At 66.3% G+C, this 24,425-nt stretch carries 16 protein-coding genes; 2 read left to right on the top strand and 14 right to left on the bottom strand.

What is annotated here, in order from left to right; genetic code table 11:
• Nucleotides 1-105: 105 nt before the first annotated feature.
• From ACP69Z_RS00080 to ACP69Z_RS00065, 4 genes are read right to left on the bottom strand one after another with little or no spacing between them, the layout of a single operon-like run.
• On the bottom strand, nucleotides 106-1,098 hold the full coding sequence (locus tag ACP69Z_RS00080; RefSeq protein WP_426265525.1) for a DUF2891 domain-containing protein: 993 nt from the start codon (nucleotides 1,096-1,098) through the stop codon (nucleotides 106-108).
• Nucleotides 1,095-2,048: a DUF979 domain-containing protein gene (locus tag ACP69Z_RS00075; RefSeq protein ID WP_426265524.1), complete on the bottom strand. Its 954-nt coding sequence runs from the start codon at nucleotides 2,046-2,048 to the stop codon at nucleotides 1,095-1,097. The genes ACP69Z_RS00080 and ACP69Z_RS00075 overlap by 4 nt, the downstream gene beginning before the upstream one ends.
• Entirely contained in the window at nucleotides 2,045-2,716 is a 672-nt protein-coding gene (locus tag ACP69Z_RS00070) for a DUF969 domain-containing protein (RefSeq protein ID WP_426265523.1), read from the bottom strand. Before ACP69Z_RS00070 ends, ACP69Z_RS00075 begins: the two co-directional genes overlap by 4 nt.
• Nucleotides 2,713-6,267, bottom strand: coding sequence for a hydantoinase B/oxoprolinase family protein (locus ACP69Z_RS00065; protein ID WP_426265522.1), 3,555 nt, complete (start codon nucleotides 6,265-6,267; stop codon nucleotides 2,713-2,715). Before ACP69Z_RS00065 ends, ACP69Z_RS00070 begins: the two co-directional genes overlap by 4 nt.
• Before the next feature lie 99 nt (nucleotides 6,268-6,366).
• Between ACP69Z_RS00065 and ACP69Z_RS00060 the strand changes: the two genes are divergently transcribed.
• Nucleotides 6,367-7,629: a cation:proton antiporter gene (locus ACP69Z_RS00060; RefSeq protein ID WP_426265521.1), complete on the top strand. Its 1,263-nt coding sequence runs from the start codon at nucleotides 6,367-6,369 to the stop codon at nucleotides 7,627-7,629.
• On the opposite strand, the gene eda is transcribed toward ACP69Z_RS00060, so the two are convergent.
• From eda to ACP69Z_RS00010, 10 genes are all read right to left on the bottom strand, one after another.
• The gene (gene eda / locus ACP69Z_RS00055; protein ID WP_426265520.1) at nucleotides 7,618-8,226 is read right to left on the bottom strand and encodes a bifunctional 4-hydroxy-2-oxoglutarate aldolase/2-dehydro-3-deoxy-phosphogluconate aldolase; all 609 of its coding nucleotides are present in this window, start codon (nucleotides 8,224-8,226) and stop codon (nucleotides 7,618-7,620) included. The two genes, ACP69Z_RS00060 and eda, sit on opposite strands and share 12 nt — an antisense overlap.
• Nucleotides 8,223-9,194 (bottom strand): glucokinase, encoded by a 972-nt coding sequence (locus ACP69Z_RS00050; protein ID WP_426265519.1) that lies wholly within the window; start codon nucleotides 9,192-9,194, stop codon nucleotides 8,223-8,225. The genes eda and ACP69Z_RS00050 overlap by 4 nt, the downstream gene beginning before the upstream one ends.
• Complete coding sequence (gene edd, locus ACP69Z_RS00045; RefSeq protein WP_426265518.1) at nucleotides 9,191-11,008, bottom strand: phosphogluconate dehydratase; 1,818 nt, start codon at nucleotides 11,006-11,008, stop codon at nucleotides 9,191-9,193. The genes ACP69Z_RS00050 and edd overlap by 4 nt, the downstream gene beginning before the upstream one ends.
• A complete protein-coding gene (gene zwf, locus ACP69Z_RS00040; protein WP_426268006.1) occupies nucleotides 11,001-12,443 on the bottom strand; it encodes a glucose-6-phosphate dehydrogenase in 1,443 nt (480 codons plus the stop codon). The genes edd and zwf overlap by 8 nt, the downstream gene beginning before the upstream one ends.
• Nucleotides 12,443-13,351, bottom strand: coding sequence for an alpha/beta hydrolase (locus tag ACP69Z_RS00035; protein ID WP_426265517.1), 909 nt, complete (start codon nucleotides 13,349-13,351; stop codon nucleotides 12,443-12,445). Before ACP69Z_RS00035 ends, zwf begins: the two co-directional genes overlap by 1 nt.
• Complete coding sequence (locus tag ACP69Z_RS00030) at nucleotides 13,348-15,378, bottom strand: glycoside hydrolase family 97 protein (protein ID WP_426265516.1); 2,031 nt, start codon at nucleotides 15,376-15,378, stop codon at nucleotides 13,348-13,350. Before ACP69Z_RS00030 ends, ACP69Z_RS00035 begins: the two co-directional genes overlap by 4 nt.
• Nucleotides 15,379-15,383: 5 nt before the next feature.
• The gene (locus ACP69Z_RS00025) at nucleotides 15,384-17,003 is read right to left on the bottom strand and encodes an alpha-amylase family glycosyl hydrolase (RefSeq protein ID WP_426265515.1); all 1,620 of its coding nucleotides are present in this window, start codon (nucleotides 17,001-17,003) and stop codon (nucleotides 15,384-15,386) included.
• The gene (locus ACP69Z_RS00020; RefSeq protein ID WP_426265514.1) at nucleotides 16,978-18,792 is read right to left on the bottom strand and encodes an alpha-amylase family glycosyl hydrolase; all 1,815 of its coding nucleotides are present in this window, start codon (nucleotides 18,790-18,792) and stop codon (nucleotides 16,978-16,980) included. The genes ACP69Z_RS00025 and ACP69Z_RS00020 overlap by 26 nt, the downstream gene beginning before the upstream one ends.
• Nucleotides 18,789-20,306, bottom strand: a complete 1,518-nt coding sequence (locus ACP69Z_RS00015; protein WP_426265513.1) for a tryptophan halogenase family protein — start codon at nucleotides 20,304-20,306, stop codon at nucleotides 18,789-18,791. The genes ACP69Z_RS00020 and ACP69Z_RS00015 overlap by 4 nt, the downstream gene beginning before the upstream one ends.
• A 69-nt stretch (nucleotides 20,307-20,375) precedes the next feature.
• A complete protein-coding gene (locus tag ACP69Z_RS00010; RefSeq protein ID WP_426265512.1) occupies nucleotides 20,376-23,132 on the bottom strand; it encodes a TonB-dependent receptor in 2,757 nt (918 codons plus the stop codon).
• Nucleotides 23,133-23,279: 147 nt separating this feature from the next.
• Here ACP69Z_RS00010 and ACP69Z_RS00005 point away from each other — a divergent pair, with 147 nt between their 5' ends.
• Nucleotides 23,280-24,305, top strand: coding sequence for a LacI family DNA-binding transcriptional regulator (locus tag ACP69Z_RS00005; RefSeq protein ID WP_426265511.1), 1,026 nt, complete (start codon nucleotides 23,280-23,282; stop codon nucleotides 24,303-24,305).
• The last annotated feature ends 120 nt before the right edge of the window (nucleotides 24,306-24,425 follow it).

Genomic DNA, 24,425 nt, shown 5'->3' with positions numbered 1-24,425 from the left:
AATCTTCAAAAAAGCTAGCTACGGTCCCCCCGAACCCGTCGTGCCGGAAAATTCGCCGGGCCGATAGCCCCATCGACCAAAAGACGTATGCTTCTGCAAACGACTTCAGCGATCAGCCAGGGTCGCCAGCAGCGCGAAGCTTGCGAGCCAATGCTCCCCGGCATAGTCGCCACTGAGATGCGGCAGGGCGGCGGCGAAATTGGCATCGGCCAAGCGGGTCAGCAGCGGCTCGCATGGATGAGGTGCAAGGGCAGCGCGGATCGAGCGAAGCGCCCACGCGCGGCTGAGATTGAGCCCGTCGAGATGAGCGGTCTTGCCGTCGCTGCGATCGGAGACGAAGGCCGGCTCGAACCGGCGCTCCAGCGCGCCATTGTCGAGCAGGAACGCCTCGAACCAGGGCGTAAAGGTCTCGCGATCCCTGACGCGCGACATCAGCAGGGCGACGCTGAGCGCAGGAGAAAGGAATTCGTCGCCGCCGGGCTCCCAGCCGCGATAGTCCCGGTCCTCGGCAAAACAGCGCTCTGCCCACGCTTCGATCGCTTGAAACAGGCTGGGGTTGTGCGCTTGCGCCCAGTCATGGGCAAGCGTCAGGGCAAAAGCGGTGTTGAAGTGGGTCCCGACTGTGATGGGGTAGGTGAGCTTGTCGAGATAGCCGACGAACCGCTCGGCAAAGGCGAGCGCCAGCGGACGAAGCCGGTCGCCCCAGCTATGGTCGCCCTGCCGCTCGGCCTCGCCCTGCAGCGCCAGCAGCCAGGCCCAGCCGTAGGGCCGCTCGAACCCGGCCGATTGCGGGCGATGGAGGTAGGCGAGTTCGGCCGCGACCTTGTCTGCGGTAAAGCTCTCGTCCGCGAGGATGGTGATCCGCGCTGCCTCGGGCAGATCGGGGAACAGGCGACGGATGGTCAGCAGGGTCCACCAGCCATGGACGCAGCTGTGCCAATCGAAGCTGCCGTAGAAGATCGGGTGCAGCACGCGGGGCGGCACCGCATCGCCATCGCCGAGCAGGATGTGGTCGAGCTTGTGCGGATATTCCTGGGTGACGTGGCCGAACGCGATGCCCGCGAAACGCCCCGCCATCTCGCGGCTGAGCTCGCTCACCGGAATGCCGCCAGGTAGATGATCAGGATGTTGACGACGAGCAGCGGCAGTGCCGTCGCGACCTGCGCTTTCACCACGCCATATTGGTCCTTGAGTTCTAGCAAGGCGGCGGGGACGAGATTGAAGTTGGCGGCCATCGGGGTCATCAGCGTTCCGCAGAAACCCGCCAGCATGCCGACGGCTCCCACCACCGCCGGATCGCCGCCATAATCCTGGATCAGGAGCGGCACGCCGATCGCGGCGGTCATCACCGGGAAGGCGGCGAACGCATTGCCCATCACCATCGTGAACAGCGCCATGCCGATCCCGAACACTGCCGCGGTGAGGAAGATGCTGCCTTCGGGGATAACCGACCGGGTCAGCCCGCCGATGATATCGCCCACTCCTGCGGCTGCGAACAGCACGCCGAGCGCCGCCAGCATCTGTGGCAGCACCGCGGCCCAGCCGATCGAATCGATCAGCCGCCGTCCTTCCTGCAGCGGGGTCAGCACCGGCGGCCGCAGCCAGACGAAGATGATAAGGATGGCCAGCAGCACGCCGAGGCCGAGCAGCACATAGGTTTCGCGCTTTGCTTCGATCAGGCCCGAGGTGCCGAGGGGCGAGTAGTTGTAGAGCAGGGTGCCGAACAGCGCTGTCGCGGGGATGATCAGAGCTGGCAGGAAGAGCTTGTTGCCGAGCCGTGCGGACCAGGCGTCGCGCTCGGCCTCGCTGGTGGTCGCGGGCTGGCCGCGCCCGACGAAGCCGAAGCCGGCGAGACCCGCCAGCCCGAGCACGAGGAAGCCGTTGCCGAGATCGCCGATCAGATCTCCGGCCAGCAGGCTCAAGGCCATCAGCCCCCAAAAGGTGGCATTGCCCCAGCGTTTGGCGTTGCTGCGATCGCCGGCGCTGAGGATCGCAAACCCGGCGAACATCGCGCCGGCCAAGAGGTAGAGCCAGTGCAGCGTGATCACTTGCGCGTCCTCCGCAGCCGGCGGTCGAGCAGCAGCAGCCGCGCGCCGTGGATCAGGAAGGCGAGAATCGCCGTCGGGATGGCCCACACCGCCAGCTGCAAGGGTGCGAGATCGATGCCGTAGGTCGCGAGCGTCGCCTGGATCAGGACGATCGACCCGATGGCGAAGAAGATGTCCTCACCGAAAAACAGCCCGACATTGTCGGTCGCCGCCGACATCTCCTTGACCGTCTCGGCTGTCTCCTCGTCGAGGGTGCCATGCTCCTTCTCCGCGGCTGCGAGCGCCATTGGGGCGACCAGCGGCCGGACGGTTTGCGCTTGGCCCGCGGTCGAATGGAGGCCGATCGCAGCGGTCAGCTGGCGATAGCCGAGGTAGAGGAGGAGGAGCTTGCCGGTGGTCGCGCGCTGCATCGAGCGGATGAGGGTCGCCGCGCGCTGCTGCAACCCGAACCGCTCCAGCATCCCGATCACCGGCAGCACGATCCAGACGATGGCGATGATCCGATTGTCGTTGAACGCCTTGCCGAAGGTCGCGATCACCGCCAGCGGGTCGAGCCCGGCGAGCAGCCCGGTCGCGAGCGCGGCCACCGTGACGACCAGCATCGGGTTCAGCCGCAGCGCAAAGCCGGCGACCACCAGCAGGATGCCGAGCAGGGGCCAGTAGTTCATTCGGGCTCTCCAAAGCCGCCGCCACCCGGCGTCTCGATGATGAAGCGATCGCCGGGCGCCATGTCGGCCTTGGCGGTGGCGGTCAGTTCCTGGATGCGGCCATCCCCACGCTCGACCCAGTTGCGGCCGGGCAGGGCGTCGCCGCCACCGGCAAGCCCCTTGGGAGCAATCCGCCGCCGATTGGCGAGGATATTGGCGCGCATCGGCTCAAGGAAGGTGATCTCGCGAATGACGCCGTCGCCGCCCTTATGCTTGCCGCCGCCACCCGAGCCACGCCTGATGGCGAAGCAGTCGAGGCGGACGGGGAGGCGGGTCTCGAGAATTTCGGGGTCGGTCAGCCGGCTGTTGGTCATGTGCGTCTGGACGGCGTCGGTGCCGTCATGGCCTGCCCCAGCGCCTGACCCACCGGCGATGGTCTCGTAATATTGGTGCCGCTCGTTGCCGAAAGTGAAGTTGTTCATGGTGCCTTGGGAGGGCGCCAGGCGCCCAGTGGCGGCGAACAGGGCGTCGGTCACGACCTGGCTGGTCTCGACATTGCCGGCGACCACTGCGGCCGGATGTTCGGGTGAGAGCATCGAACGCTCCGGCAGCACCAACTCGACGGGTCGCAAGCAGCCGTCATTCAACGGAATGTCGTCGTCCATCAGCGTCCTCACCACGTAGAGCGATGCGGCGCGAGCGATGGCGCGGGGTGCGTTGAAATTGTCGGGGCGTTGCGCGCTCGTGCCGGTGAAATCGAACACCGCAGAGCGTGCCGCCTGATCCACACGGATCGCCACCGTGACCTCGCCGCCATTGTCCATCGGGTAGGTGAAGGCGCCATCCTCGAGCGTGCCGAGCATCCGCCGCACGCTTTCCTCGGCATTGGCGAGGACGTGGCCCATGTAGGCGGTGACGACCTCCGCCCCATAGTCCCGAGCAATGGCAGCCAGCATGTCCGCCCCGCGGCTGCAGGCGGCGAGCTGGGCTTTGAGGTCGGCAAGGTTGCGATCGGGGCGGCAGACCGGCCATTCGCCGCCGGTAAGCAGCGCCAGCATCTCGGCCTCACGAAGCTGTCCCTCGTCGACCAGCAACTCATTGTCGATCAGCACGCCTTCGTCCGCGATGGAGCGGCTTTCGGGCGGCATGGATCCGGGCGCGATCCCGCCGACGTCGGCATGATGCCCGCGCGCGGCGACGAACGCTGTAGGCAAGTCGCTGCCGTCGAGAACCACCGGCACGATTACGGTAATGTCGGGAAGGTGCGTGCCGCCACGGTACGGGTCGTTCAGCACATACGCATCGCCGCGCCTGAACCCGCGGCCGTCGCGGCCATCGCCGCGCGCGTCGATGATGGCGCGGATGCTCTCGCCCATCGAGCCGAGATGCACGGGGATATGCGGCGCGTTGGCGATCAGCGCGCCATCCGCGTCGAAGACGGCGCAGGAGAAGTCGAGCCGTTCCTTGATATTGACCGATGTGGCGGTGGCCTGCAGCGCCACGCCCATCTCCTCGGCAATCGCCATGAACAGATTGTTGAAGATCTCCAGCCGCACCGGGTCGACCTCGCGGCCGACCTGCCGCTGGGTCGCCAGAGGAGCCGTGCGGGTTAGCATCAGCGTTCCGTCCGGCACCCGCCTCGCGGCCCAGCCTTCATCCACTACCGTGGTCGAGGACGCATCGAGGATCAGCGCCGGACCGGCCACCTGCTGACCATCCGCAAGGTCGCCGCGCTGGTAGCTCTTCCACCGGCCATGGCGAGTTGGCGTCGCGCCTTTCCCTGGAGGATGCTTGAGCGCCCCCGGCAACCCGGTCCCGCCAACCGCTTCGGCGACAAGCGCTTCGACGATTATGGGCGAGCTCTCGTCGGTGTAGCCGAAGCGCTGGCGATGCAGCGCGTGAAAGCTCGCCGTCAGCGCTGCGCGCTCAGCCAGCGGCAGCTCGAGCGAGGTGTCGCTGCCGTCCAGCCGCAGCCGGGCGCGCTCGGCGATGCGGACGCTTTGGGCCTCGACGCCCTGATCCTCCAGCGCCCTTCGCGCTTCATCGGTCAGCGTCGCGAGCGCCTCGGCGAAGCTCTCCCCGAGCGGCTGCCGCCAGCTGCGCTCTCGAATGATCTTGCGCTCGGCCAGCCCGATCCCGAACGCCGACAGCACGCCCGCGAGCGGGTGGATCAGGATACGCCCCATGCCCAGCCGGTCGGCCACCGCACAGGCATGTTGCCCGCCCGCACCGCCGAAGCAGGCAAGCGTGTAGCGACCTACATCATGCCCGCGCGCGACCGAGATCTTGCGGATGGCGGCAACCATGTTCTCGTTGGCGATGGCGAGGAAGCCCTCGGCGATTTCCTCGGCCGACAGCGCCTTGCCGGTGGCTTCCAGCAGCGCTTCGCGGACCTCCTCGATCCGAGCGAAGGCAGCCGCCGCGTCGAGCGGCTGGTCACCATCGGGCCCGAACACCGCCGGAAACAGCTCGGGCACGATCCGTCCCAGCACCAGGTTGCAGTCGGTCACCGTCAGCGGTCCGCCGCCGCGATAGCAGGCCGGGCCCGGCTGCGCGCCGGCGCTCTCAGGACCGACCCGGAAGCGCATGCCGTCGAAACGGCAGATCGAGCCGCCGCCTGCCGCCACCGTGTGGATCTGCATCATCGGCGCGCGCACCCGGACACCTGCGACGAGGCTTTCTTCCGCCAGTTCGAGCGAGCCGGCGTAATGCGAGACGTCGGTCGACGTGCCGCCCATGTCGAAGCCGATCAGTCGGTCCTCACCCTGCGCGGCGCCGGCCGCCACCATGCCGACCACGCCGCCAGCGGGCCCGGACAGGATCGCATCCTTGCCGCGGAAGGCGTTCGCGGCGGCGAGCCCGCCGTTCGACTGCATGAAGCTCAGCTCCGCTCCTTCGCCGAGCCCCGCGGCGACCCGGTCGACGTGGCGGCGCAGCACCGGCGAGAGATAGGCATCGGCCACCGTCGTGTCGCCGCGGCTGACGAACTTGATCAGCGGGGCGACCTCGTGGCTTGCCGAGACCTGAGTGAAGCCGATCTCCCGCGCCATCCCGGCCAGCCGCTGCTCGTGCGCCGGAAAGGCCCAGCCGTGCATCAGGATGATCGCGAGGCTGTCGAAACCTTGCGCACGCAGGTCCTCCAGCGCCGCTCGCGCCGCATCCTCGTTCAGCGCCGTCAGCACCGCGCCGTCTGCCCCGACCCGTTCGGGCACTTCGGCCACCGCCGAATAGAGCATCGTAGGCAGCACGATGTGACGCGCGAAGATCTCGGGCCGCGCCTGAGTGCCGATCCGCAGCATGTCGGCGAACCCCGCCGTGGTCACCAGCGCGGTCCGCTCGCCCTTGCGCTCCAGCAGCGCGTTGGTCGCGACCGTGGTTCCCATCCGGACCGAAGCCAGCGTGCCGCCTTCCTCGGCCAGCACCTGCCGGATCGCTTCCAGTGCCGCATCGGCGTACCGGTCAGGCCGCTCCGACAGCAATTTCAGCAAGCGCTGCCGCCCATCCGAACTGGTGGCGATCACGTCGGTGAAGGTGCCACCGCGGTCGATGGCGAACGACCAGGAGCGGTTCACCCCTGCCTTTCAGCATAGCGGTGGCGCGCGCTCAAGAGGCGGCTTCCCACAATGCTCAGGCCCCGCTACGCCAGCCGTTCCAGGGGTGGAGGGGCGTTCGTGTCGCCAGCAGAGCTGAGCATCATCTTCTTTGGGCAATTGTGCCTGATCGTCGCCGCTGCGCGCGGTGTCGGCTGGCTATGCCGCCGCTTCTTCGGGCAGCCGCAGGTGGTCGGCGAAATGGTTGCGGGCGTGGTGCTCGGACCCTCGCTGTTCGGACTTCTGTTTCCGGACCTGCAAGCCGGGGTGTTCCCGGCCGAAACCCGCGGCATCCTGTTCGTCGGCGCGCAGCTCGGCGTCGGGCTTTACATGTTCCTGGTCGGTCTCGGCTTCGACCGCGCGCATTTTCGCAGCAACGTGAAGAGCGCCGGCGCGGTATCGCTGTCGGGCATGACCGTGCCGTTCTTGCTGGCGGTGCTTCTGACGCCGTGGCTGATGAGCCGTGGCGGACTGTTCTCCCCTGATCTCGGCGTTTTTCAGGCTACCCTTTTTCTCGGCGCCTGCATCGCCATCACCGCCTTTCCGATGCTCGCCCGGATCATCCACGAACGCGGTCTGTCTCACTCGCCGCTGGGCTCCCTGTCCCTCTCGGCCGGCGCGATCGATGACGCAGCGGCGTGGATCGTGCTCGCGATCGTGCTCGCAACCTTTGGCGGGGACAGCGGGGTTGCGGTGAAAGCGATCGTCGGCGCCTTCGGCTTTGCCGCTTTGGTGCTTGGACCCGGCCGCCGGCTGCTCCGTCCGCTGGGCGAGCGGGCCGAGCGCAGCGGCCTCGATCAGGGCCTGCTCGGCCTTGTGATGATGGCCTTCCTGTTCTCCGCCTTCCTGATGGATTGGGCTGGAATGCACGCGGTATTCGGCGGCTTCCTCCTCGGCATTGCCATGCCTCGCGGCCGGCTGGCGGCCGAATTGAAGGAGAAGCTCGAGCCGATCACCGTGGTGCTGCTGCTGCCGATGTTCTTCACCTTCTCGGGGCTGAACACCAAGCTCGACTTGTTGGCCGACCCGGCGCTGCTCGGGGTCGCCGCGGTGCTGCTCACCGTCTCGATCCTCGCCAAATTCGGCGCCTGCTGGGCGGCGGCACGGCTGACCGGTCAGGATAACGATACCGCGCTTGGCATCGGCGCGCTGATGAACGCGCGCGGGTTGATGGAGCTGATCATCCTCAACATCGGCTTGCAGAAGGGCATCATCGGCCCCGCTTTCTTCTCGATCATGGTGCTGATGGCGGTGGTAACGACCCTGATGGCCTCGCCGCTGTTCGAGCTGGTCTACGGCCGAAAGGCACGCGCCCGGGGCGAGCTTGGCGCCTTACCGGGGTAGCGCCGCCGCCCGCGCCGCCGCGGTGCCGATCTCGGCCAGGCTCATGCCTTTCTTCACCATCCAGCTGCCGCCGATGCAGACGACCGCGGCCTCGGCAAGATAAACGGGTGCGGAGGCTTCGGTGATCCCGCCAGTCGGGCAGAAGCGCACCTGCCCGAACGGGGCGGCGAGCGCACGAATGGCGGGGAGACCACCCGACGCTTCGGCCGGGAAGAACTTGAAACGGGTAAGGCCAAGATCCAGCCCGCGCATGATATCGCCAGCGGTCGCCACGCCCGGAAGGTAGACAAGCTCGCTGGCCATCGCCGCACGGGTCAGGCCTTCGGTCAGCCCCGGTGCCACGATGAAGCGCGCGCCGGCGCCCTCGACCTCGCGAAGCTGGCGCTCGTTCAGCACCGTGCCCGCGCCGACGATGGCGCCGGGCACCCGCGCCATGGCCCGGATCGCCTCCATCGCCTGCGGCGTGCGCAAGGTGACTTCGAGCACCGGAAGCCCGGCTTCGACCAGGGTTTCGGCCAGCGCAACGGGATCATGCTCGCCGTCGAGCACCAGCACGGGAATGACCGGCGCGGCTTGCATCAGGTCGTCGATGGTCATGCGAAGCGCCTTGCGAAGGCCGCGGCGGCGCCGAACAGGCCCGGCTGCGGATGGGTGATGAGCTTGACCGGCAGCGCGTCCATCCGCCGCTCGAACCGGCCCTTGGCGATAAAGCGGTCGCGAAAGCCCGAACGGGGCAGGTGATCCTTGAGGCGGAAGCCCAGGCCCCCGCCAATCGCCACCGCAGCAGCGCCCTGCGCCAGCGCGAGGTCACCCGCGACGGCGCCCAGCGTGAGGCAGAAGCGATCCAGCGCGGCGGCCGCCAAGCTGTCGCTCCCCTCCATCGCCGCGGCCCACAGATCCTTCTCGTCATGAATGGTCGCGGGCCGCCCCTCGATGCTGGCCAGCGCCTCGTAAAGGTTCATGAGGCCGCGACCCGACAGGATGCGCTCCACCGAAACGCGGCGGAAGCTCTTGCGAAGCTCGGCGAGGATGCGATCCTCCAGCGCGTCGAGGGGCGCGAAATCGACATGTCCCCCTTCGGTCTCGATCACCTCCGCGCCGCCCTGACGCAGCAGGAGCGCGGCAACGCCGAGCCCGGTACCGGGACCGAGGATGGTGACCATTCCCTCGCCCGGCAGCGGTTCGTCGGGACCACAGAGATGCGTGTAGGCGCTGCCGTCGAAGGCGGCGACCGCTGAGGCCACTGCGCCGAAGTCATTGACCACCACGTAATCGGTGACGCCGAGCTTCTCCGGGATCAGCGCGGGGCGGATCACCCACGGATTGTTGGTGAGCTTGAGCAATTCACCGCCGACCGGCCCGGCGAAACTGATCGCAAGGGCAGGGGGCACTGGCTCATCCGAGCGGCGCGCGAACTCTTCCCAGGCGAGCTGGAAGCTGCCGTGATCGGCGGTCTTGAGGGTGACCGGCTCGTCCATGCTGACGATGCGCTTGCCATCGAGCGTGGCAAGCCCGAAGCGGGCGTGGGTGCCGCCGATGTCGGCGGAAACAATGCGGCGGGTCATACAGCCTCGGCGTCCATCGCGTGGAGCATTGCGGAGGCGCCACGTTCAGCGTCGTCGGCCGTCCCGCGCATCAGCGCAAATAGTTCGCGCCCGGTGCCGACCGGCGGCGGGGGCGGTGCGGCAGGCTCGCGGGTGGAGAGGTTGGCGCCGATCACTTCGAGCAGGCCCTCGTTGGCACAGACCCGCACGAAATCGCCGTCCCTAATACGGCTGAGCGGACCGCCGCCGAGCGCTTCGGGCGAAACGTGAATCGCGGCCGGCACCTTGCCGCTCGCGCCGCTCATCCGTCCGTCAGTGACCAGCGCCACACGGAAGCCACGGTCCTGCAGAACGCCGAGGGGCGGGGTCAGCTTGTGGAGTTCGGGCATCCCGTTCGCCCGCGGACCCTGGAAGCGGACCACCACGACCACGTCACGCTCGAGCTCGCCGGCCTGGAACGCCTTCAGCACTTCATTCTGGTCGGAGAAGACGCGGGCGGGCGCTTCGATCGTCCAGCGCGACGGGTCGACCGCACTGGTCTTGAGCGTCGCGCGCCCGAGGTTGCCCTTGACCAGCCGCATGCCGCCGTCGGGCAGGAAGGGCTCGCTCACCGGCCGCAGCATCGTATCATTGCGACTCTCGGTAACCTCGCGCCAAACAAGGCTGTCGCCGTCCATCTCGGGATGCGAGGTCCAGGCGCCGAAGTCTTCCGCGCCCGCGGTCAGGATGTCGGTGTGCAGCAACCCCGCCGCTCCCAGTTCACGCGCGACGAAGGCGATGCCACCGGCATAATGGAAGTCGTTCACGTCACCCGAGCCGTTGGGATAAACCCGCGCCAGCAGCGGCACCGCGGCGCTCAAGTCATCGAAGTCCTGCCAGTCGATGTGAATGCCCGCCGCCCGCGCGATCGCCGGCAGGTGGATCGCGTGATTGGTCGAACCACCTGTCGCCATCAGTCCAATCATCGCGTTGACGATCGCGCGCTCGTCGACGCACGCCGCGAGCGGCCGCTCCTTCGCGCTCGCTAGTTCGGCCACACGGTGAACGGCAGCGCGGGTCAGGGCTTGGCGGAGGCCCGTGCCGGGCTGGACGAAGGCGCTGCCCGGCACATGAAGCCCCATCAGTTCCATCATCATCTGGTTCGAGTTAGCGGTGCCGTAGAAGGTGCAGGTGCCGGGCGAATGATAGCTCGCGCTTTCCGACGCCAGCAGCTCGTCGCGGCCGACCTTGCCCTCAGCATAAAGCTGGCGGATCCGCTGCTTTTCCTTGTTCGGCAGGCCCGACGGCATTGGTCCGCCCGGCACCAGCAGCATCGGCAGGTGGCCGAAGCGCAATGCGCCGATCAGCAGCCCCGGCACGATCTTGTCGCAGATGCCGAGCAGCGCCGCGCCTTCGAACATGCCGTGGCTCAGCGCCACCGCTGTGCTCATCGCGATGACGTCGCGGCTGAACAGCGACAGGTCCATCCCGTCCTGCCCCTGCGTCACGCCGTCGCACATCGCCGGCACCCCGCCTGCGACCTGCGCTGTCGCGCCAACCTCGCGGGCGTAGATCTTCATCTGCTCGGGGAAACGCGCGTACGGCTGATGCGCCGACAGCATGTCGTTGTAGGAGGTGACGATGCCGATGTTCGGCCCGGCGAAGGTACGGATTGTATCCTTGTCACCCTCCGCCGCAGCGAAGCCGTGCGCGAAATTGCCGCAGCTCATTCGGCCGCGCGAGATGCCGCGTTCGCCTTGCTGGGCCATGAGGTCTAAGTAGCGTTTGCGCCCCGGCTTCGAGCGCTCGATGATGCGGTCGGTAACGGCCGCGATGCGCGGATCGAGCCTAGTCATTCCAGCTTCTCCCGTCGCGCTCGATCAAAGCGATCGCGGCGGACGGGCCCCAATTGCCAGCGGCATAGGGACGAGGGGTGGCACCGGCCTCACCCCAGGCGGCGCGGATCTGGTCGACCCATTGCCACTGCGCTTCCACCTCGTCGCGGCGCACGAACAAGGTGGGGTCGCCCTCGATGAGGTCAAGCAGCAGCCGCTCATAGGCAATCCGCCGCCGCACGTCGGCAAAGGCGTCGGCCTGGTCGATGTCGAGCTCGACTTCACGCAAGCGGATACCGCCGCGGTCAAGGCCGGGCTGCTTGGCCATCAATTCCAGCGTGATATTCTCTTCGGGCTGGATGGCGATGATCAGCCGGTTGGGCGCCGCCTTGGCGCCGCCCGAGGCGAACATCGAATGGGGCAGCGCACGGAATTGGATCGCGATTTCGGTTCGTCGCTGCGGAAGGCGTTTGCCCGTGCGAAGGTAGAAGGGCACGCCCGCCCAGCGCCAATTATCGACATGGGCCTTCAGCGCGACGAAGGTCTCGATCCCGCTCGGCTTGCCCAGTTCCTCGGCATAGGCAGGAACCGGCTTGCCACCCACCGCGCCTGCGGTGAACTGGCCGATGACGCTGTCCTCGGCCCGCATCGGCCGGAGCGAGCGCAGGACTTTCACCTTCTCGTCGCGCACCGCGGTCGCGTCGAAGCTTGCGGGCGGCTCCATTGCGACCAGCGCGAGGAGCTGCAGCATGTGGTTCTGCACCATGTCGCGCAGCGCGCCGGCGCCGTCGTAATAGTCGGCGCGGCCTTCGAGCCCGACCGTTTCGGCGACGGTGATCTGCACATGATCGATGTGCGCGCTGCTCCATACCGGCTCGAACAGCAGGTTGGCGAAGCGCAAGGCCAGAAGGTTCTGGACCGTTTCCTTGCCGAGGTAATGGTCGATGCGGAACGTCCGCTCTTCCGGAAAGGCTTTCGCGACGGCGTCGTTGATCGACCGGCTTGACGCCAGGTCGGAGCCGAGCGGCTTTTCGAGCGCCAAGCGAACGTGCGGCCCGGCAAGGCCCACCGCTTCGAGATTGTCGATGGTCGGTTTGAACAGCGACGGGGCGGTCGACAGGAAGATGGCGATCTCACCGCCGCCGTCCACCGCATCGGCCAGCCGCTGATAGCCCGCCGCGTCCGTGGCATCGAGCGTGACGTAGCTCACCCGCTCAAGAAAGCTCGCCGCGCTGTCGGCTTCGAAATAGGCTTCGGGAACATGCGCCTCGAGCGCTGTCCGGGCATGATCGCGAAAGCTCGCATCGTCGTGCGCGGAACGTGAGGTGGCGACGATCTTGAGTGCTGCCGGCAACAGCCCGTCACGGTGCAGCCCATACAGCGAGGGGAGCAGCATGCGGGCGGCGAGATCACCCGTTGCGCCGAACAGGATCAGGGTTGTCGCCTTGTCGGGCACTAGCGCTTCCAATCCGCGAGCAGCCAACCGAGCATTTCCGGCAGCCGTGCGGCCCAGGCATTCTCCTCATGCGCCGTGCCCTTGTAGACGCGGCTCTCGAAGTCCTTGCCGCGCTTCCACCCTGCGGCGGCGACGCTTTCGTCCAGCACGGCCTGGTAGGGCCCATAGCTGGCGTCCAGCGTCTCGGTGCCGTGGTCCATCCACAGCTTGCGCCCCTTTGGCGCGCCAAGGCGGGCCGCGATGTACCGGCGCCAATCGGCCTTCACCATCTCGGCCATCTGCGGCTGCTGCTTGAGAAGGTCGGGATCGACCAGCGGCGAGTGGGTCGACACCGCCGCCGCCTTGCCGAACACGTCGCCACGCTCGCCCAGTGCATAAAGGCTGATGAGGCCACCCATGCTGCTCCCGGCGACGGCGGTGTACCGAGTCTGCGGGCGGGTGCGATATTCGCGGTCAATCCGCGGCTTCAGCGTGCCCGCGAGAAAGGTCAAATACTCGTCACCGCCAAGCTTTCCCTTGGCGAAGCGCTCGATGCCCTTGGCGAACTCGGGATTGACGACCCGGGTCGGGAAGTAGCGAAGGAAGCGCGGCGCGCCGGGGTGATCCACCGCGACGATCATGAACGGCGCAACCCTGCGGGCGTTGATGAGGCTCAGTGCCGCTTTGTCTGCCGCCCACACCTTGTTGAAGCCCGAGCGCTTGGGGAAGAACACGTTCTGGCCATCGTGCATGTAGAGCACCGGGTAGCGGCGCTTCGGTTCCTTGTCGTAGCCGGGGGGCAGCCAGACGGTGACGTGGACCTTTCCGATATCAGCCGGCTGGTCGAATTCGACGAAGCGGCCCTGCGCGCTTGCAGGGGCGGCAAAGAGGGCGAACAGGGCGGCGAGCGCGAGAAAGAAGCGTGTCATCGCCCCAGTCTTACGAAACGGATCGCAAACCCGCCACCCGGTGCCATGCGAAGCTTCATGCGGTCGGCTGCCGTCACGTTGCGCTTCTCGATCGCGATCGCGCGCGGGTTGGTGCGGAAGTCCGCGCCCTCGCCATCGCGGTAGATTTCCGCGCGATAGCGGGCGCCCGCCTCGAGGAAGGTCAGCGGAAGGTCGAGATCGCGTCCTTCCTCGTCGGTGATGCCACCCATGAACCAGATCGGCTTGCCGCGTTCCTTGCGGGCGAACACGGCATAGTCGCCAACGTCCCCGGCCAGCATGCGGGTGTCGTCCCAATCGACCGCGACGTCCTTGATGAACTGGAAGGGGCCCGGGTTCGCCTCGTAATTCTCCGGCAGGTCGGCGGCCATCTGGATGGGGGAGGCGACCGTCACATAGTAGGCGAGCTGGCGGGCGAGGGTCGACGGGATCGGCGTATTGTCGCGGCCCACCAGGCTGAGAATGCCGGGGGTGAAGTCCATCGGCCCCGCGAGAAGCCGCGTGAACACCAGCTCGGTGTCATAGTGCGGCGGGTTCTTGGGCACCCCCCACGCATTATATTCCATGCCGCGCTGGCCTTCGCGGCTGACCCAATTGGGGTAGGTCCGGCGCAGGCCGGTGTCCTTGATCGGCTCGTGCGGATTGATCGCGATGTGCCGCTTGGCAGCTTCCTCGACGACCTTGAGGTGGTGGCGGCTCATGACCTGGCCTTCGTGCCATTCGAACACCTTGCGGCCGTTGGCATCGAGCGCCTGCACGCCGCCGGCGTCGGCAACATAACCGGTCTTGATCGCTTCCATGTTCATCTCGCGCGCAAGATCGAGCGCGGGGCTCAGTTGCCGCTCGTAGTTGGCGATGTTGGCGCTGGTTTCGTGGTGCCCGATGAGGCGAACACCCTTGCGCTTGCCATAGGCGGCAAGGCCCTTGAGGTCGTAATCGGGATAAGGCTCAGTGAAGCTGAACTCGTCTCCGGTGGCGAACCAGTCGCCGTCCCAGCCCTTGTTCCAGCCTTCGACCAGCACCCCGCGGAAACCGTTCTTGGCCGCGAAATCGATCATCTTGCGGGTGTATGCTGTGGTCGCGCCATGCTTCGGCCCCGACGCCCAGCTTTGCGTGTCGAGGTGCATGCCCCACCACACGCCGACATACTTCTGGGGCTTCACCCAGCTGACATCGCCAAGCTTGTTGGGCTCGTTGAGGTTCAGGATTTCCTTGTTGGCATGGTAGAGCGAAGGCGCATCGGGCGCGATCAGAATGACCCGCCACGGCGTCTCGAACGGGGTGTCGCGGACCACCTTGGGCCCGCTCGACGACGGCGTCAGGTCGGCCTTCATCAGGCCGTCCTGAACGTGCGCGACGTTCATACCCGAATAGTCGACCAGCGCCGCTTCGTGGATCGCGATGTGAATGCCGTCGTCGCGGCGGATGGTGAACGGGGTCTGCGCGGTGCCGACGCCGGTAATCGGCGTGTCGTTGTAGAGATATTCCTCGCGGTTGCTTTCGTAGGCCGGCGCCCACCACGCGCGGCCGGTGCCGAGAACGCGAAACTGGGTCAGCTCCTCGACGATGTTGGCGGTCTTGAGGTTCTCCTGTTCCGGAAGCTCGTAGCGGAAGGCGACCGCGTCATCGAACATTCTGAAGCGCACGCGCATCGTGCGGCGCAGCTTGTCCTTCTCCTGAAAAGTCAGCGCAACCTCGTTGTGATGATCGCGGACCTGCCGCCACTCGCCCCACGGCTGCTCCCAGGTGGTGTCGACCTTGGCCTCGGTCTTGGCTTGAAGCTCCATGTTGCGGAGCATCTGGCGGCTGTCGGCGAAGAGGAAGCCGAGGTGGCTTTCGCCGATCACCGGCGTGTTCCCGCGCGCTACCGCATAGCCGACCCGGCCTTCGCCATTGGTCGTGACCGTCAGCGTCAGCGTACCGGAGGGCGAGCTGGCGGTAGCGACCGTGGTTTGCGCGAGCACCGGCGCGGAGAGCAACAAAGCGGCGAGGGCAAGCAGCATACGCATGGGTGTCAGAGTTCCTCGATCAGGGCCGCATAAGGCCCGAGGTCGCCGCCGGCCTGCTCGCCGGTGGAGAAGATGGTGGTGCCGGCCGGCACGACGGACGCGCGGTCGGGCGACAGGTTGAAGGTGGAGCGGAGGCGCTGGCCGCCGCGGGTCCGCTCGAAGATCAAAAGCTGCTCGCTCGCCTCGATCACCTCGAGCGAACCCCAGCGCAATGCTTCATGCCCGTTGCGGAGCGCGATAACCGCGCGGGTGAAGTGCAGCAGCGAGTGCGGGTCCGCCGCCTGCGCCTCGACGCTGAGCGCGGCGTGATCGGGGCCGAACGGAAGCCAGGGCGTGCCGCTGGTGAAGCCATGCCCAGCCTCGTCGGTGGTCCACGGCATGGGCGTGCGCACCCCGTCGCGGCTCAGCGTCTGCGGCCAGTTGGCGATCGCCTCGGGGTCCTGCAACAGTTCAAAGGGCACCTCGACCTGGGTCAGGCCAAGCTCTTCGCCCTGGTAAAGGATGATCGACCCGCGCAGCGCTGCCAGCAGCAGCATCTTGGTCCGGGCGAATTGGGCCGCGTGCGCTCCGTCGACCCAGCGCGACAGCGCGCGCGGGGCGTCGTGGTTCTCGAACGCCCAGCTCGGCCACCCCATATCCGGGCGGTCGGGCCAGCGCCCGGCGCTCTCCGCCACCAACGCGGGCGTCAGCCGGTCGGCGTAGAGGAAGTCGAAGCCGTAGGCGCTGTGGAGACGGCCCGGCGCGGTGTAATCGGCCATTTCCGCCCGCGCCTGTTCGCCGCCGACCTCGGCCAGCGCGAACGCCGCGCCATGATCGTCGCACAGCGCGCGCAGCCGCTCGAGGAACGGCAGGATCTCGGGCTGCGACTGATTGTGAAAATGGTGCTGGAGGTCGAACGGTCGGGTCCGCTGCGTCGGGTTCGCGACCGGCGGATTATCGGTGAGCATGGGATCGTGCATCATGAAGTTCACCGCGTCGAAGCGGAAGCCGTCGACCCCGCGGTCGAGCCAGAAGCTCACGATGTCGAGCAGGGCCTGCTGCACCGCCGGGTGATGGCCATTGAGCTGCGGCTGCTCCTTCAGGAAGTTGTGATGATAATATTGCTCGCGCCGCGCGTCCCAAGTCCAGCTCGGGCCGCCGAACACCGACTGCCAGTTGCTTGGCGGTGAGCCATCCGGCTTGGGATCGGCCCAGACATACCAGTCGGCCTTGTCGTTGCTCCGGCTCGACCGGCTTTCGACGAACCAGGGATGCTGGTCGCTGGTATGCGAGAAGACGAGGTCGATCAGCACCTTGAGACCAAGCGCATGGGCGCGGGCGATCAGCGCGTCGAAATCGGCCAGCGTGCCGAAGATCGGGTCGACGTCGCGATAATCGGCAACGTCATAACCGAAGTCCTTCATCGGCGAGGTGAAAAAGGGCGACACCCACACCGCATCGGCGCCAAGGTCCGCGACATGGGACAGGCGCGCGGTGATGCCTTGCAAGTCACCGACGCCGTCGCCGTTGCTGTCGCAAAAGCTGCGCGGATAGATCTGGTAGATGGTCGCACCGCGCCACCAGGGCTCGGCGGCCGCCGGCGCCCTGCTCACGGGCGGGTCAGCGAGCGGCGCGGCAGATGACATGGCCGAACGCGGGCAAGGTGATGCGGACAGTCCCCGGGGCGATTGGGGCGGCGGGGCAGGTGCCCGACAGTGACGCGAGGGCGCTGATATCGGCGGCGACTGCGACATTGCGGGTGATGGGCTGGGCGGAGGTGTTAACCGCGACGATCACTTCTTCCGATGGCGCCGAACGGCTGAAGGCTAGGAGCCCGGGCTTGTCCTCGGCGGCCAGCAGGCGGCTGTCGCCGCGACGCAGCGCCTCGCTGCCCGTGCGGATCTTCGCTAGTTCGGCGATCAAGCGATAGAGCGGATGGCCGGTCTCGAAGTTCGCCACCGCATTGGTGCGGGTGGTGCCGAGCAGCTTGTTGTCGAGATAAACCGCAGTCTTCGACGGGAACATGGTCTCACGAGAATCCTGATCGCCGCCGTCGCCGACGAAGCCCTGCTCGTCGCCGTAATAGACAGTCGGCACCCCGCGCCAGGCGAACATCAGCACATGGCCAAGGCTGACCCGCGCCAAAAGCTCTTCGGGCGAGGCATTCTTGTTCCCCTCACGCACGTAGTAAGCGAACCGCCCCTGGTCGTGATTGCCAAGGAAGGTCGGCAGCTGACGCGCGCTCGCCTTGCCGCCGGCGTAAAGCACGTCCTGATTGAGGAACTCGCGCCAGATTTCGGTCGGCTGCCCGCTCGCCAGGCTGCGCAGCGCGGCCTGCTTGAACGCGAAGTCGAGCACGGCGGGCAGCTTGTCCTCGACCGTATGCTTGGCGAGGAAACCGGGCGAGAAATCGTCGTTCGCAACTTCGCCGAAGATATGAAAGTTGGGAATGCCCTTGGCCTTGGCGCGGGCCAGCATCGCCGGCGCGAACTGCTGCCAGAATTCCGGGTTCACGTGCCGCGCGGTGTCGATGCGGAAGCCGTCGATCCCGAACCGGTCGATCCAGCTGCCGTAGACCTCGATCATGCCCTGAACGACGCGTGGATTCTCGGTCATCAGATCGTCGAGCCCGACGAAATCGCCTTGGGTCGAGCTTTCACCCGAGAACGTGCTGTCGCCGCGATTGTGGTAGAGCAGGGGATCGTTGAGCCAGTCCGGAACCTTGACGTTCCGCTCCTTGGCGTCGGTGTTCAGCGAGTAGGCGTAATTGGGGTCGGTCAGCTTGGCAAAGTTCTCCGCCGTGCGGATAGTCTCGCCCAAGAAGCCCGAATTGATCGCCTTGCCGCCAACACCGCCCTGACGCTGATACGGATAGTCCGCGATTGAGCGATACGGGCAGGCATTCGCCGCCTCGCATTCGGCGAACTTGATGACGTCGGCCGTGTGGTTGGTGATGATGTCCATGTAGACCTTCATGCCGCGCGCGTGCGCTGCATCGACGAAAGCCTTGAAGTCATCGTTCTCGCCGAAATGTGGGTCGACGCGGGTGAAGTCGGTCACCCAATAGCCGTGATATCCCGCGCTTTCCTGACCCTTGCCGCCCTGCACCGGCTTGTTCTTGAAGATGGGCGCGAACCAGATGGCGGTGATGCCCATGCCTTGCAGATAATCGAGCCGGCGGACGAGGCCCTTCAAGTCGCCGCCCTGGTAGAAGCCCTTGCGGGTCGGATCGAACCCCGTCTGCAGCGGGCCGCCCTTCAGCCCCCCGCGATCGTTCCTGATCTCGCCATTGTCGAAGCGGTCGGGTAGCAGGAAGTAAATTACTTCGTCTTCCGGCAGCCGCGCGCGGAAGTCGGCGGCGGCGGGAACGGCGGGCGCCGGCACGGTCGCCGCGGGCTGAGCCGCGGCAAGCGACAGGAACAGGGCAGGCGTCATGAGCGGGCACCGTTGTTGGTCATGGGAGCGAAATTGCGGAGGTAAGCGGCGTGGTGGGGAAGCCGCGCCGCGTCGGCCACGTAAGCGCGTTCGAGCGAGCCGAGGAACTGCGTCAGCCCCGCCTCGGATACCTGCGCGGCGATCGGATGGGCATGGCGCGGCCGTAAATTCTGGCCGATCATGACCTGCGACCAGCCCGGAATATCGAATAGCTCATCGCCATCGCGCAGGATCGCGCCGTTGTCCTCGAACAAGGCGATCCGCCGCTTCAGGCTGTCGGGGATCGGCATGGCTCGAACCTCATCCCAGAACGGCAGGCCTTCGCGCTGATTGGCATGGTAATGCAGCACGATGAAGTCGCGCAGCCGCTCCATTTCGAAATCGAAGCGGCGGTTGTATTCATCGCGCGCGGCGTCGGTGACCGGCCCGCTCGACAGAAGGTCGAGTACCCGGTTCACGCCGGTCTGAATAAGGTGGATGCTGGTTGATTCCAGCGGTTCGATGAAGCCCGACGACAAGCCGATCGCAACCACGTTCCCGACAAAGGCGCGGCGCCGCTTGCCGGTGGTGAAGCGAAGCGTGCGCGGGTCGGCAAGCTGTTCGCTATCGAGAGTGGCGAGGAGCAACGCGCACGCCTCGTCCTCGCTGGTGAAGGAGGAACAGAAGACGTGGCCGTTGCCGGTGCGGTGCTGCAGCGGAATGCGCCATTGCCAGCCGGCGGTTCGCGCGGTCGCGCGGGTATAGGGCACCAGCGGCGCGGTGCTTGACGAGGGGACAGCAATCGCGCGGTCGCACGGCAACCAATGCGACCAATCGTCGTAGCCGGCGGCAAGCTCGCCTTCGATCAGGAAGCCTCGAAAGCCCGAGCAGTCTACGAACAGGTCGCCTTCGACGCGTCGGCCGTCGCCGAACATCACTGCTGTGATGTCGCCCGTTTCTCCGTTGCGCTCGGCCCCGGCAAGCTTGCCTTCAATGCGGGTGACACCTCGTGCTTCCGCGAAACGCCGGAGAAAGGCCGCGTAGAGCCCGGCGTCGAAATGGAAGGCGTAGGGGAGGGGCGGCAAAGGGCTGTCGTCGGCGCGCGTGACGTGGGCGAATCGATTGCCTTCGGCGACCACCTTGTTCAGCGCATAATGACCAAGCGGCTTAGCTAGGCCGAGCGCTTCGGCACGGCACCAGTAATGGTGGAATGGCAGAAGTCCGAGGCCTCGTCCGAGCAGCCCGAACGCATGGTGATAGGTTTCGCCCTCACGGCCCCAATTGCGGAACTCGATGCCGAGCTTGAAGGTCGCGCCCGTTGCGGCGACGAACTCCGCTTCGTCGATGCCAAGCGCATCGTTGAACACGCGAATGGCAGGAATGGTGGCCTCGCCGACGCCGACCGTGCCGATCTCGTCGGATTCGATCAGCGTGATGTCGGTGCCCGGCGCCAGGAAGCGGCTGAGCGCCGCTGCGGTCATCCACCCGGCGGTGCCGCCGCCGACGATCACGATCCGGCGCAGGGCGCTATCCATCGGTGATCCTCCCGGCGGCGCGAATTCGGCGGGCGGCCGCCCCGTGGGAAGCCGCCGCCCGCCTCATCCTCAGAACTTGAAGGTCGCGCCTGCGAGATAGCGGCGACCATAGCGCTGGTAGTTCAGGACCTGCACCGGATCCCGATTGTCGTAGCTGACGAACGGTTCGTTGGTGAGGTTCTGAGCCTGGAGATAGACCGACAGGCCCTGCAGCATGCTGCCCTGAGCGAAGTCGTAGCCGACCTGCGCATCGAAGATCATCTCCGGCTTCACCGTCCGGCGGGTCGCTTCCCCGTCGAAGTTGCTGAAGTCGCCGAGATACTTCGACCGGTAGCGCATCGAACCACGCAGGTTGAAGCCGTTGTTCTCGTAATAGGCCGTCGCATTGCCGACCCAGCGCGAATAGCCGGGGATCTGCTCGGCCGGTGCGTCGTTCGCGCGCCGGATCGACGACACGGTGTAGCTGACGCCGCCGGTCAGGCCGAAGCCGTTCAATGCGCTCGTTAGTGTCTCAAGCGGAAGCGTGCCTGCCGCTTCCCAGCCGTAGATCTTGCCGCTACCGATGTTGACCGGCGAGTTGAGCACACCCTGGAAGCTGGGGTTGGGGATGCCAACCGGGAAGCCAGGGCTCGGGAAGCCGGTGTAATCGAACGCCTGCTGCCCGTTGTAGATGAAGTTCTTCATGTCCTTGTAGAACAATTGGAACGCCAGATAGCCCTTGACCCCGAAGTAGCGTTCGATGGTCATGTCATAGGCATTGGCCCGATAGGGGCGCAGCCGCGGGTTCTGGCCACTGCCTTCAATGATCAGTCGTTCGGTGTTGAAGCCGTAGCTGAACTCGGTCGACAGCTGGTCGAACCGCGGACGCATGATCTGGCGCGCGGCCGCAAGGCGAACGACCAGGTCGCTGTCGGTACGGAACGACAAGTTGAGGCTCGGCAGCAGGTCCCAGAATTTGGCACCGTCGGCGAACGGCTGGAGACCGGCGGAGGAGACGGTGAAGCCGTCGCTGCTCTGGTCCGTGTGCTCGGCGCGAAGGCCGATGTTGCCGGTCAGCGTGCCCGTGTCGAAGCGGTGCTCGAGGTCGACCATGCCGTAGAGGCCGGTGACCCGCTCCCGCACGCTGTAGGCCTTGGAAAGCACATTCGCGGTCGTGTTTGCGACGCGGTTGAAGAAGCCTGCGTTCAGCAGCGCGCGCGGATCGTAGGTCAGGATCGGGCCCAAACCGACCCAGCTTTCGATCGGATCGAGAAGATATTGCGCCGGAACCGGAGCCTGAAGCGCGCCGCCGGCGATCTGCAGATAATATTCGTCAGGGGTCAGCGTCTTGTCGCGGCGGACGTGGCTGGCACCGAGGCGCACGGACTTGACGAAGTTGCTGCCTTCGAACTCGCGCTGGAGTTCGCCGCTCAACTGCAGGATCTCATCGTCGATCGTGCGGTTGTTGAGATAGCCGTGCTGACGGCCACCCGGCGCGCCGCCACCCCAACCGTTCGGATCGGTGATGAAGATCTGCGACGGGTTGGAATAATCGAGGACGTTGTTGGTGACGTAGATGCCGTTGTCGCGGATCTCGAAGCTGACCGTGTCGTTCGCGCCGAGATCGCCCGGGCCGGTGCCGGCATTGGTCTGGAGATCGGTCTCGCGGCGATCGGTGCGCGACCAGCCGATGTCGGCGGTGGCGTTCCAGCCGTTATCGCCCTGGTAGCGGATGTTGCCGCCGAACGAATACAGGTCGGCCTTGCGGTCATAAGCCTTGTTGTTGACGACCGCCGGCACGTTGGCGAACGTCCCGCTGACGACCACGCCGTCGCGGATCACCGCGTTGGAGATGCTGGCGCCGCCCCATTCCAGCGGGATTTCCACGCCGCGGCGGATCTGCTTGTCCTTGAACTTGGAATAAAAGCCGTCGAGCGAGACGACGAGCTGCGGGGTCACTTCATACTGAAGCGTGCCGGTCAGCCCCAGACGGGTAAGCTGGGTCGAGGTCGCATTGGTCTCGAGACCGCCGAGCAGATAGGGCGAACCCGGCAACGAGTCCTTGCGCGGATAACCCCAGCCACGCTCTTCCTCGGTCTGATACGGCTCGTCGACGTAGGCGGCCGAGAAGGCGACGCCGAGACGATCGTCGAGGAAGCGGTCGATGTAGGCGCCGTTGACGCGGTAACCGTACTTTTCGCTGTCTGGATTGACCTTGCCGAGATCGGCGACGACGCCCTTAACGCCGACCGCGATCACGCGGTCCTTGACGTTCAGTGGACGAACGGTGCGGATGTCGACGGTACCGGCGAGGCTCTGGCCGACCAGGCTGGCGTTCTGCGTCTTGTAGACATCAACCGCGCTGACGACTTCCGACGGATACTGGTCGAATTCGACCCCGCGCGCATCGTTGGTCGAGGTCTGCAGCCGGCCGTTCAGCGTGGTGGTCGAAAAGTCGGGGCCGAAGCCGCGAACGGTGATGAAGCTGCTGCGGCCGGCGCCCGGAATGCGCTGCGACGTAAGGCCGGGAAGACGGGCAATCGATTCCGCGATGGATGCGTCGGGCAGCTTGCCGATGTCTTCGGCCGAGACCGATTCAACCACCTGTTCGTTGCGCTTCTTGGTGTTCACCGCGTTCTGAAGCGAAGCCCGGAAGCCGGTAACGATAACCGTGTTCTCGTCGGCCTCTTCGGTGGTCGCGGGCTGCGCATCGGCCGCGGTCTGCGCGGCATCAGTGGTCGCCGCCGTTGCATCCTGCGCCGCGGCCGGTGTGGCGATCAGCGCGGCGCACAGCGCCAGCGGGCTCGCGGCAAACCAGAAACGATCGCTGTTGGCGTGGAATGTCATCGTGGTCTTACCCCTCCTCGACGATCGGGCACGGCGGAACGGGCGCGCGTCACGTCATCAATCTGTGAAGCCTATCAAGGATCGCGGAGGTGGCTAGATTGGCGCGGCGCTATACATACGTATTCAGCCCGCTACACTGTGGCGGCAATGACGCAGCGGCGCCCGACATCGTTTGACATCGCGGCTTTGGCGGGTGTGTCGCAGCCGACGGTGAGCCGCGCTCTGTCGGGAAATCCGGCGGTGTCGGCCGAGACTCGGGCACGCGTGCTCGCCGCCGCCGAACAGCTGCAATACAAGGTCGACAAGAATGCGAGCGGTCTTCGCCGGCAGCAGAGCCGGACATTGGCCCTGTTGTTCTTCGAGGATCCAACCCCCGACGAAACACTGATCAATCCCTTTTATCTCTCGATGGTCGGCTCAATGGTCCGCGCTTGCGCTGGGCATGGCTACGACTTGCTGATCAGTTTCCAGCAGCTTTCCGACGATTGGCACGTCGATTATGAAGACAGCCGCAAGGCGGACGGGATCATCCTGCTCGGCTACGGCGACTATCTCCAATATCGTCCGCGGCTGGAAGCGCTGGTCCGGCGCGGCACGCATTTCGTCTGCTGGGGCAATCCACGTGCCAACGAATTCGGGGCGATGATCGGCTCGGACAATGAGGCGGGCGGGCTTGCGGCGACCCGCCATCTGCTTGAAGAAAACCGCCGCCGCATCGGCTTTGTCGGGACGGTCAGCGAAGCCTATCCAGAGTTCCTCGATCGATACCGAGGCTATGTCCGGGCGCACGACGAAGCGAGCCTGCCGGCCTTCGATCGCCTGCGCGTCGATGCGGGGCCGAGCGAGGAAGAAGGACGCTCGGCCGTTGCCGAGCTTGAGCGGCGCGGCGTGGAGTATGACGCGCTGTTCGCCGCCTCGGACCTCGCCGCGATCGGGGCGATGAAGGCGCTTCAGGAGCGCGGCAAGCGCGTTCCCGAAGATGTCGCTATCGTCGGTTTCGACGACCTTGCGGCCGCAGGCTATGCCAACCCGCCGCTCACCACGGTGGCACAGGACGCGCGCGCGGCGGGGACAGCGCTGGTGGAAGCGCTGATCGAGCGGATCGAAGGCCAGGAAGGCGAGCCGCGGCTGCTTCCGGTCACCCTGAAGGTGCGCGGTTCAAGCCAGGTCTGACGCCGGCCGCCGCGCGTAGAAGCCATAGCCGGCGATGACGGCATAGCAGGCGGCCGGCAGCAGCAGCGCGATTGCCAGGCTGCCGCTCGCATCGGCCAGCATGCCGGTCAGCAGCGGGAT

Source organism: Sphingomonas sp. LHG3443-2, assembly GCF_049896405.1.
Classification (GTDB): domain Bacteria; phylum Pseudomonadota; class Alphaproteobacteria; order Sphingomonadales; family Sphingomonadaceae; genus Sphingomicrobium.
This window is presented reverse-complemented; position numbering and strand designations above follow the sequence as displayed.

Excerpts from the sequence above, each read along its gene's own strand:
- ACP69Z_RS00070 (WP_426265523.1), bottom strand. The coding sequence starts at position 2,716 with ATGAACTACTGGCCCCTGCTCGGCATCCTGCTGGTGGTCGCCGGCTTT.
- ACP69Z_RS00005 (WP_426265511.1), top strand. The coding sequence starts at position 23,280 with ATGACGCAGCGGCGCCCGACATCGTTTGACATCGCGGCTTTGGCGGGT.
- ACP69Z_RS00050 (WP_426265519.1), bottom strand. The coding sequence starts at position 9,194 with ATGACCCGCCGCATTGTTTCCGCCGACATCGGCGGCACCCACGCCCGC.
- edd (WP_426265518.1), bottom strand. The coding sequence starts at position 11,008 with ATGACTAGGCTCGATCCGCGCATCGCGGCCGTTACCGACCGCATCATC.
- ACP69Z_RS00035 (WP_426265517.1), bottom strand. The coding sequence starts at position 13,351 with ATGACACGCTTCTTTCTCGCGCTCGCCGCCCTGTTCGCCCTCTTTGCC.
- ACP69Z_RS00020 (WP_426265514.1), bottom strand. The coding sequence starts at position 18,792 with ATGACGCCTGCCCTGTTCCTGTCGCTTGCCGCGGCTCAGCCCGCGGCG.
- ACP69Z_RS00030 (WP_426265516.1), bottom strand. The coding sequence starts at position 15,378 with ATGCGTATGCTGCTTGCCCTCGCCGCTTTGTTGCTCTCCGCGCCGGTG.
- eda (WP_426265520.1), bottom strand. The coding sequence starts at position 8,226 with ATGACCATCGACGACCTGATGCAAGCCGCGCCGGTCATTCCCGTGCTG.
- ACP69Z_RS00015 (WP_426265513.1), bottom strand. The coding sequence starts at position 20,306 with ATGGATAGCGCCCTGCGCCGGATCGTGATCGTCGGCGGCGGCACCGCC.
- ACP69Z_RS00025 (WP_426265515.1), bottom strand. The coding sequence starts at position 17,003 with ATGTCATCTGCCGCGCCGCTCGCTGACCCGCCCGTGAGCAGGGCGCCG.
- ACP69Z_RS00010 (WP_426265512.1), bottom strand. The coding sequence starts at position 23,132 with ATGACATTCCACGCCAACAGCGATCGTTTCTGGTTTGCCGCGAGCCCG.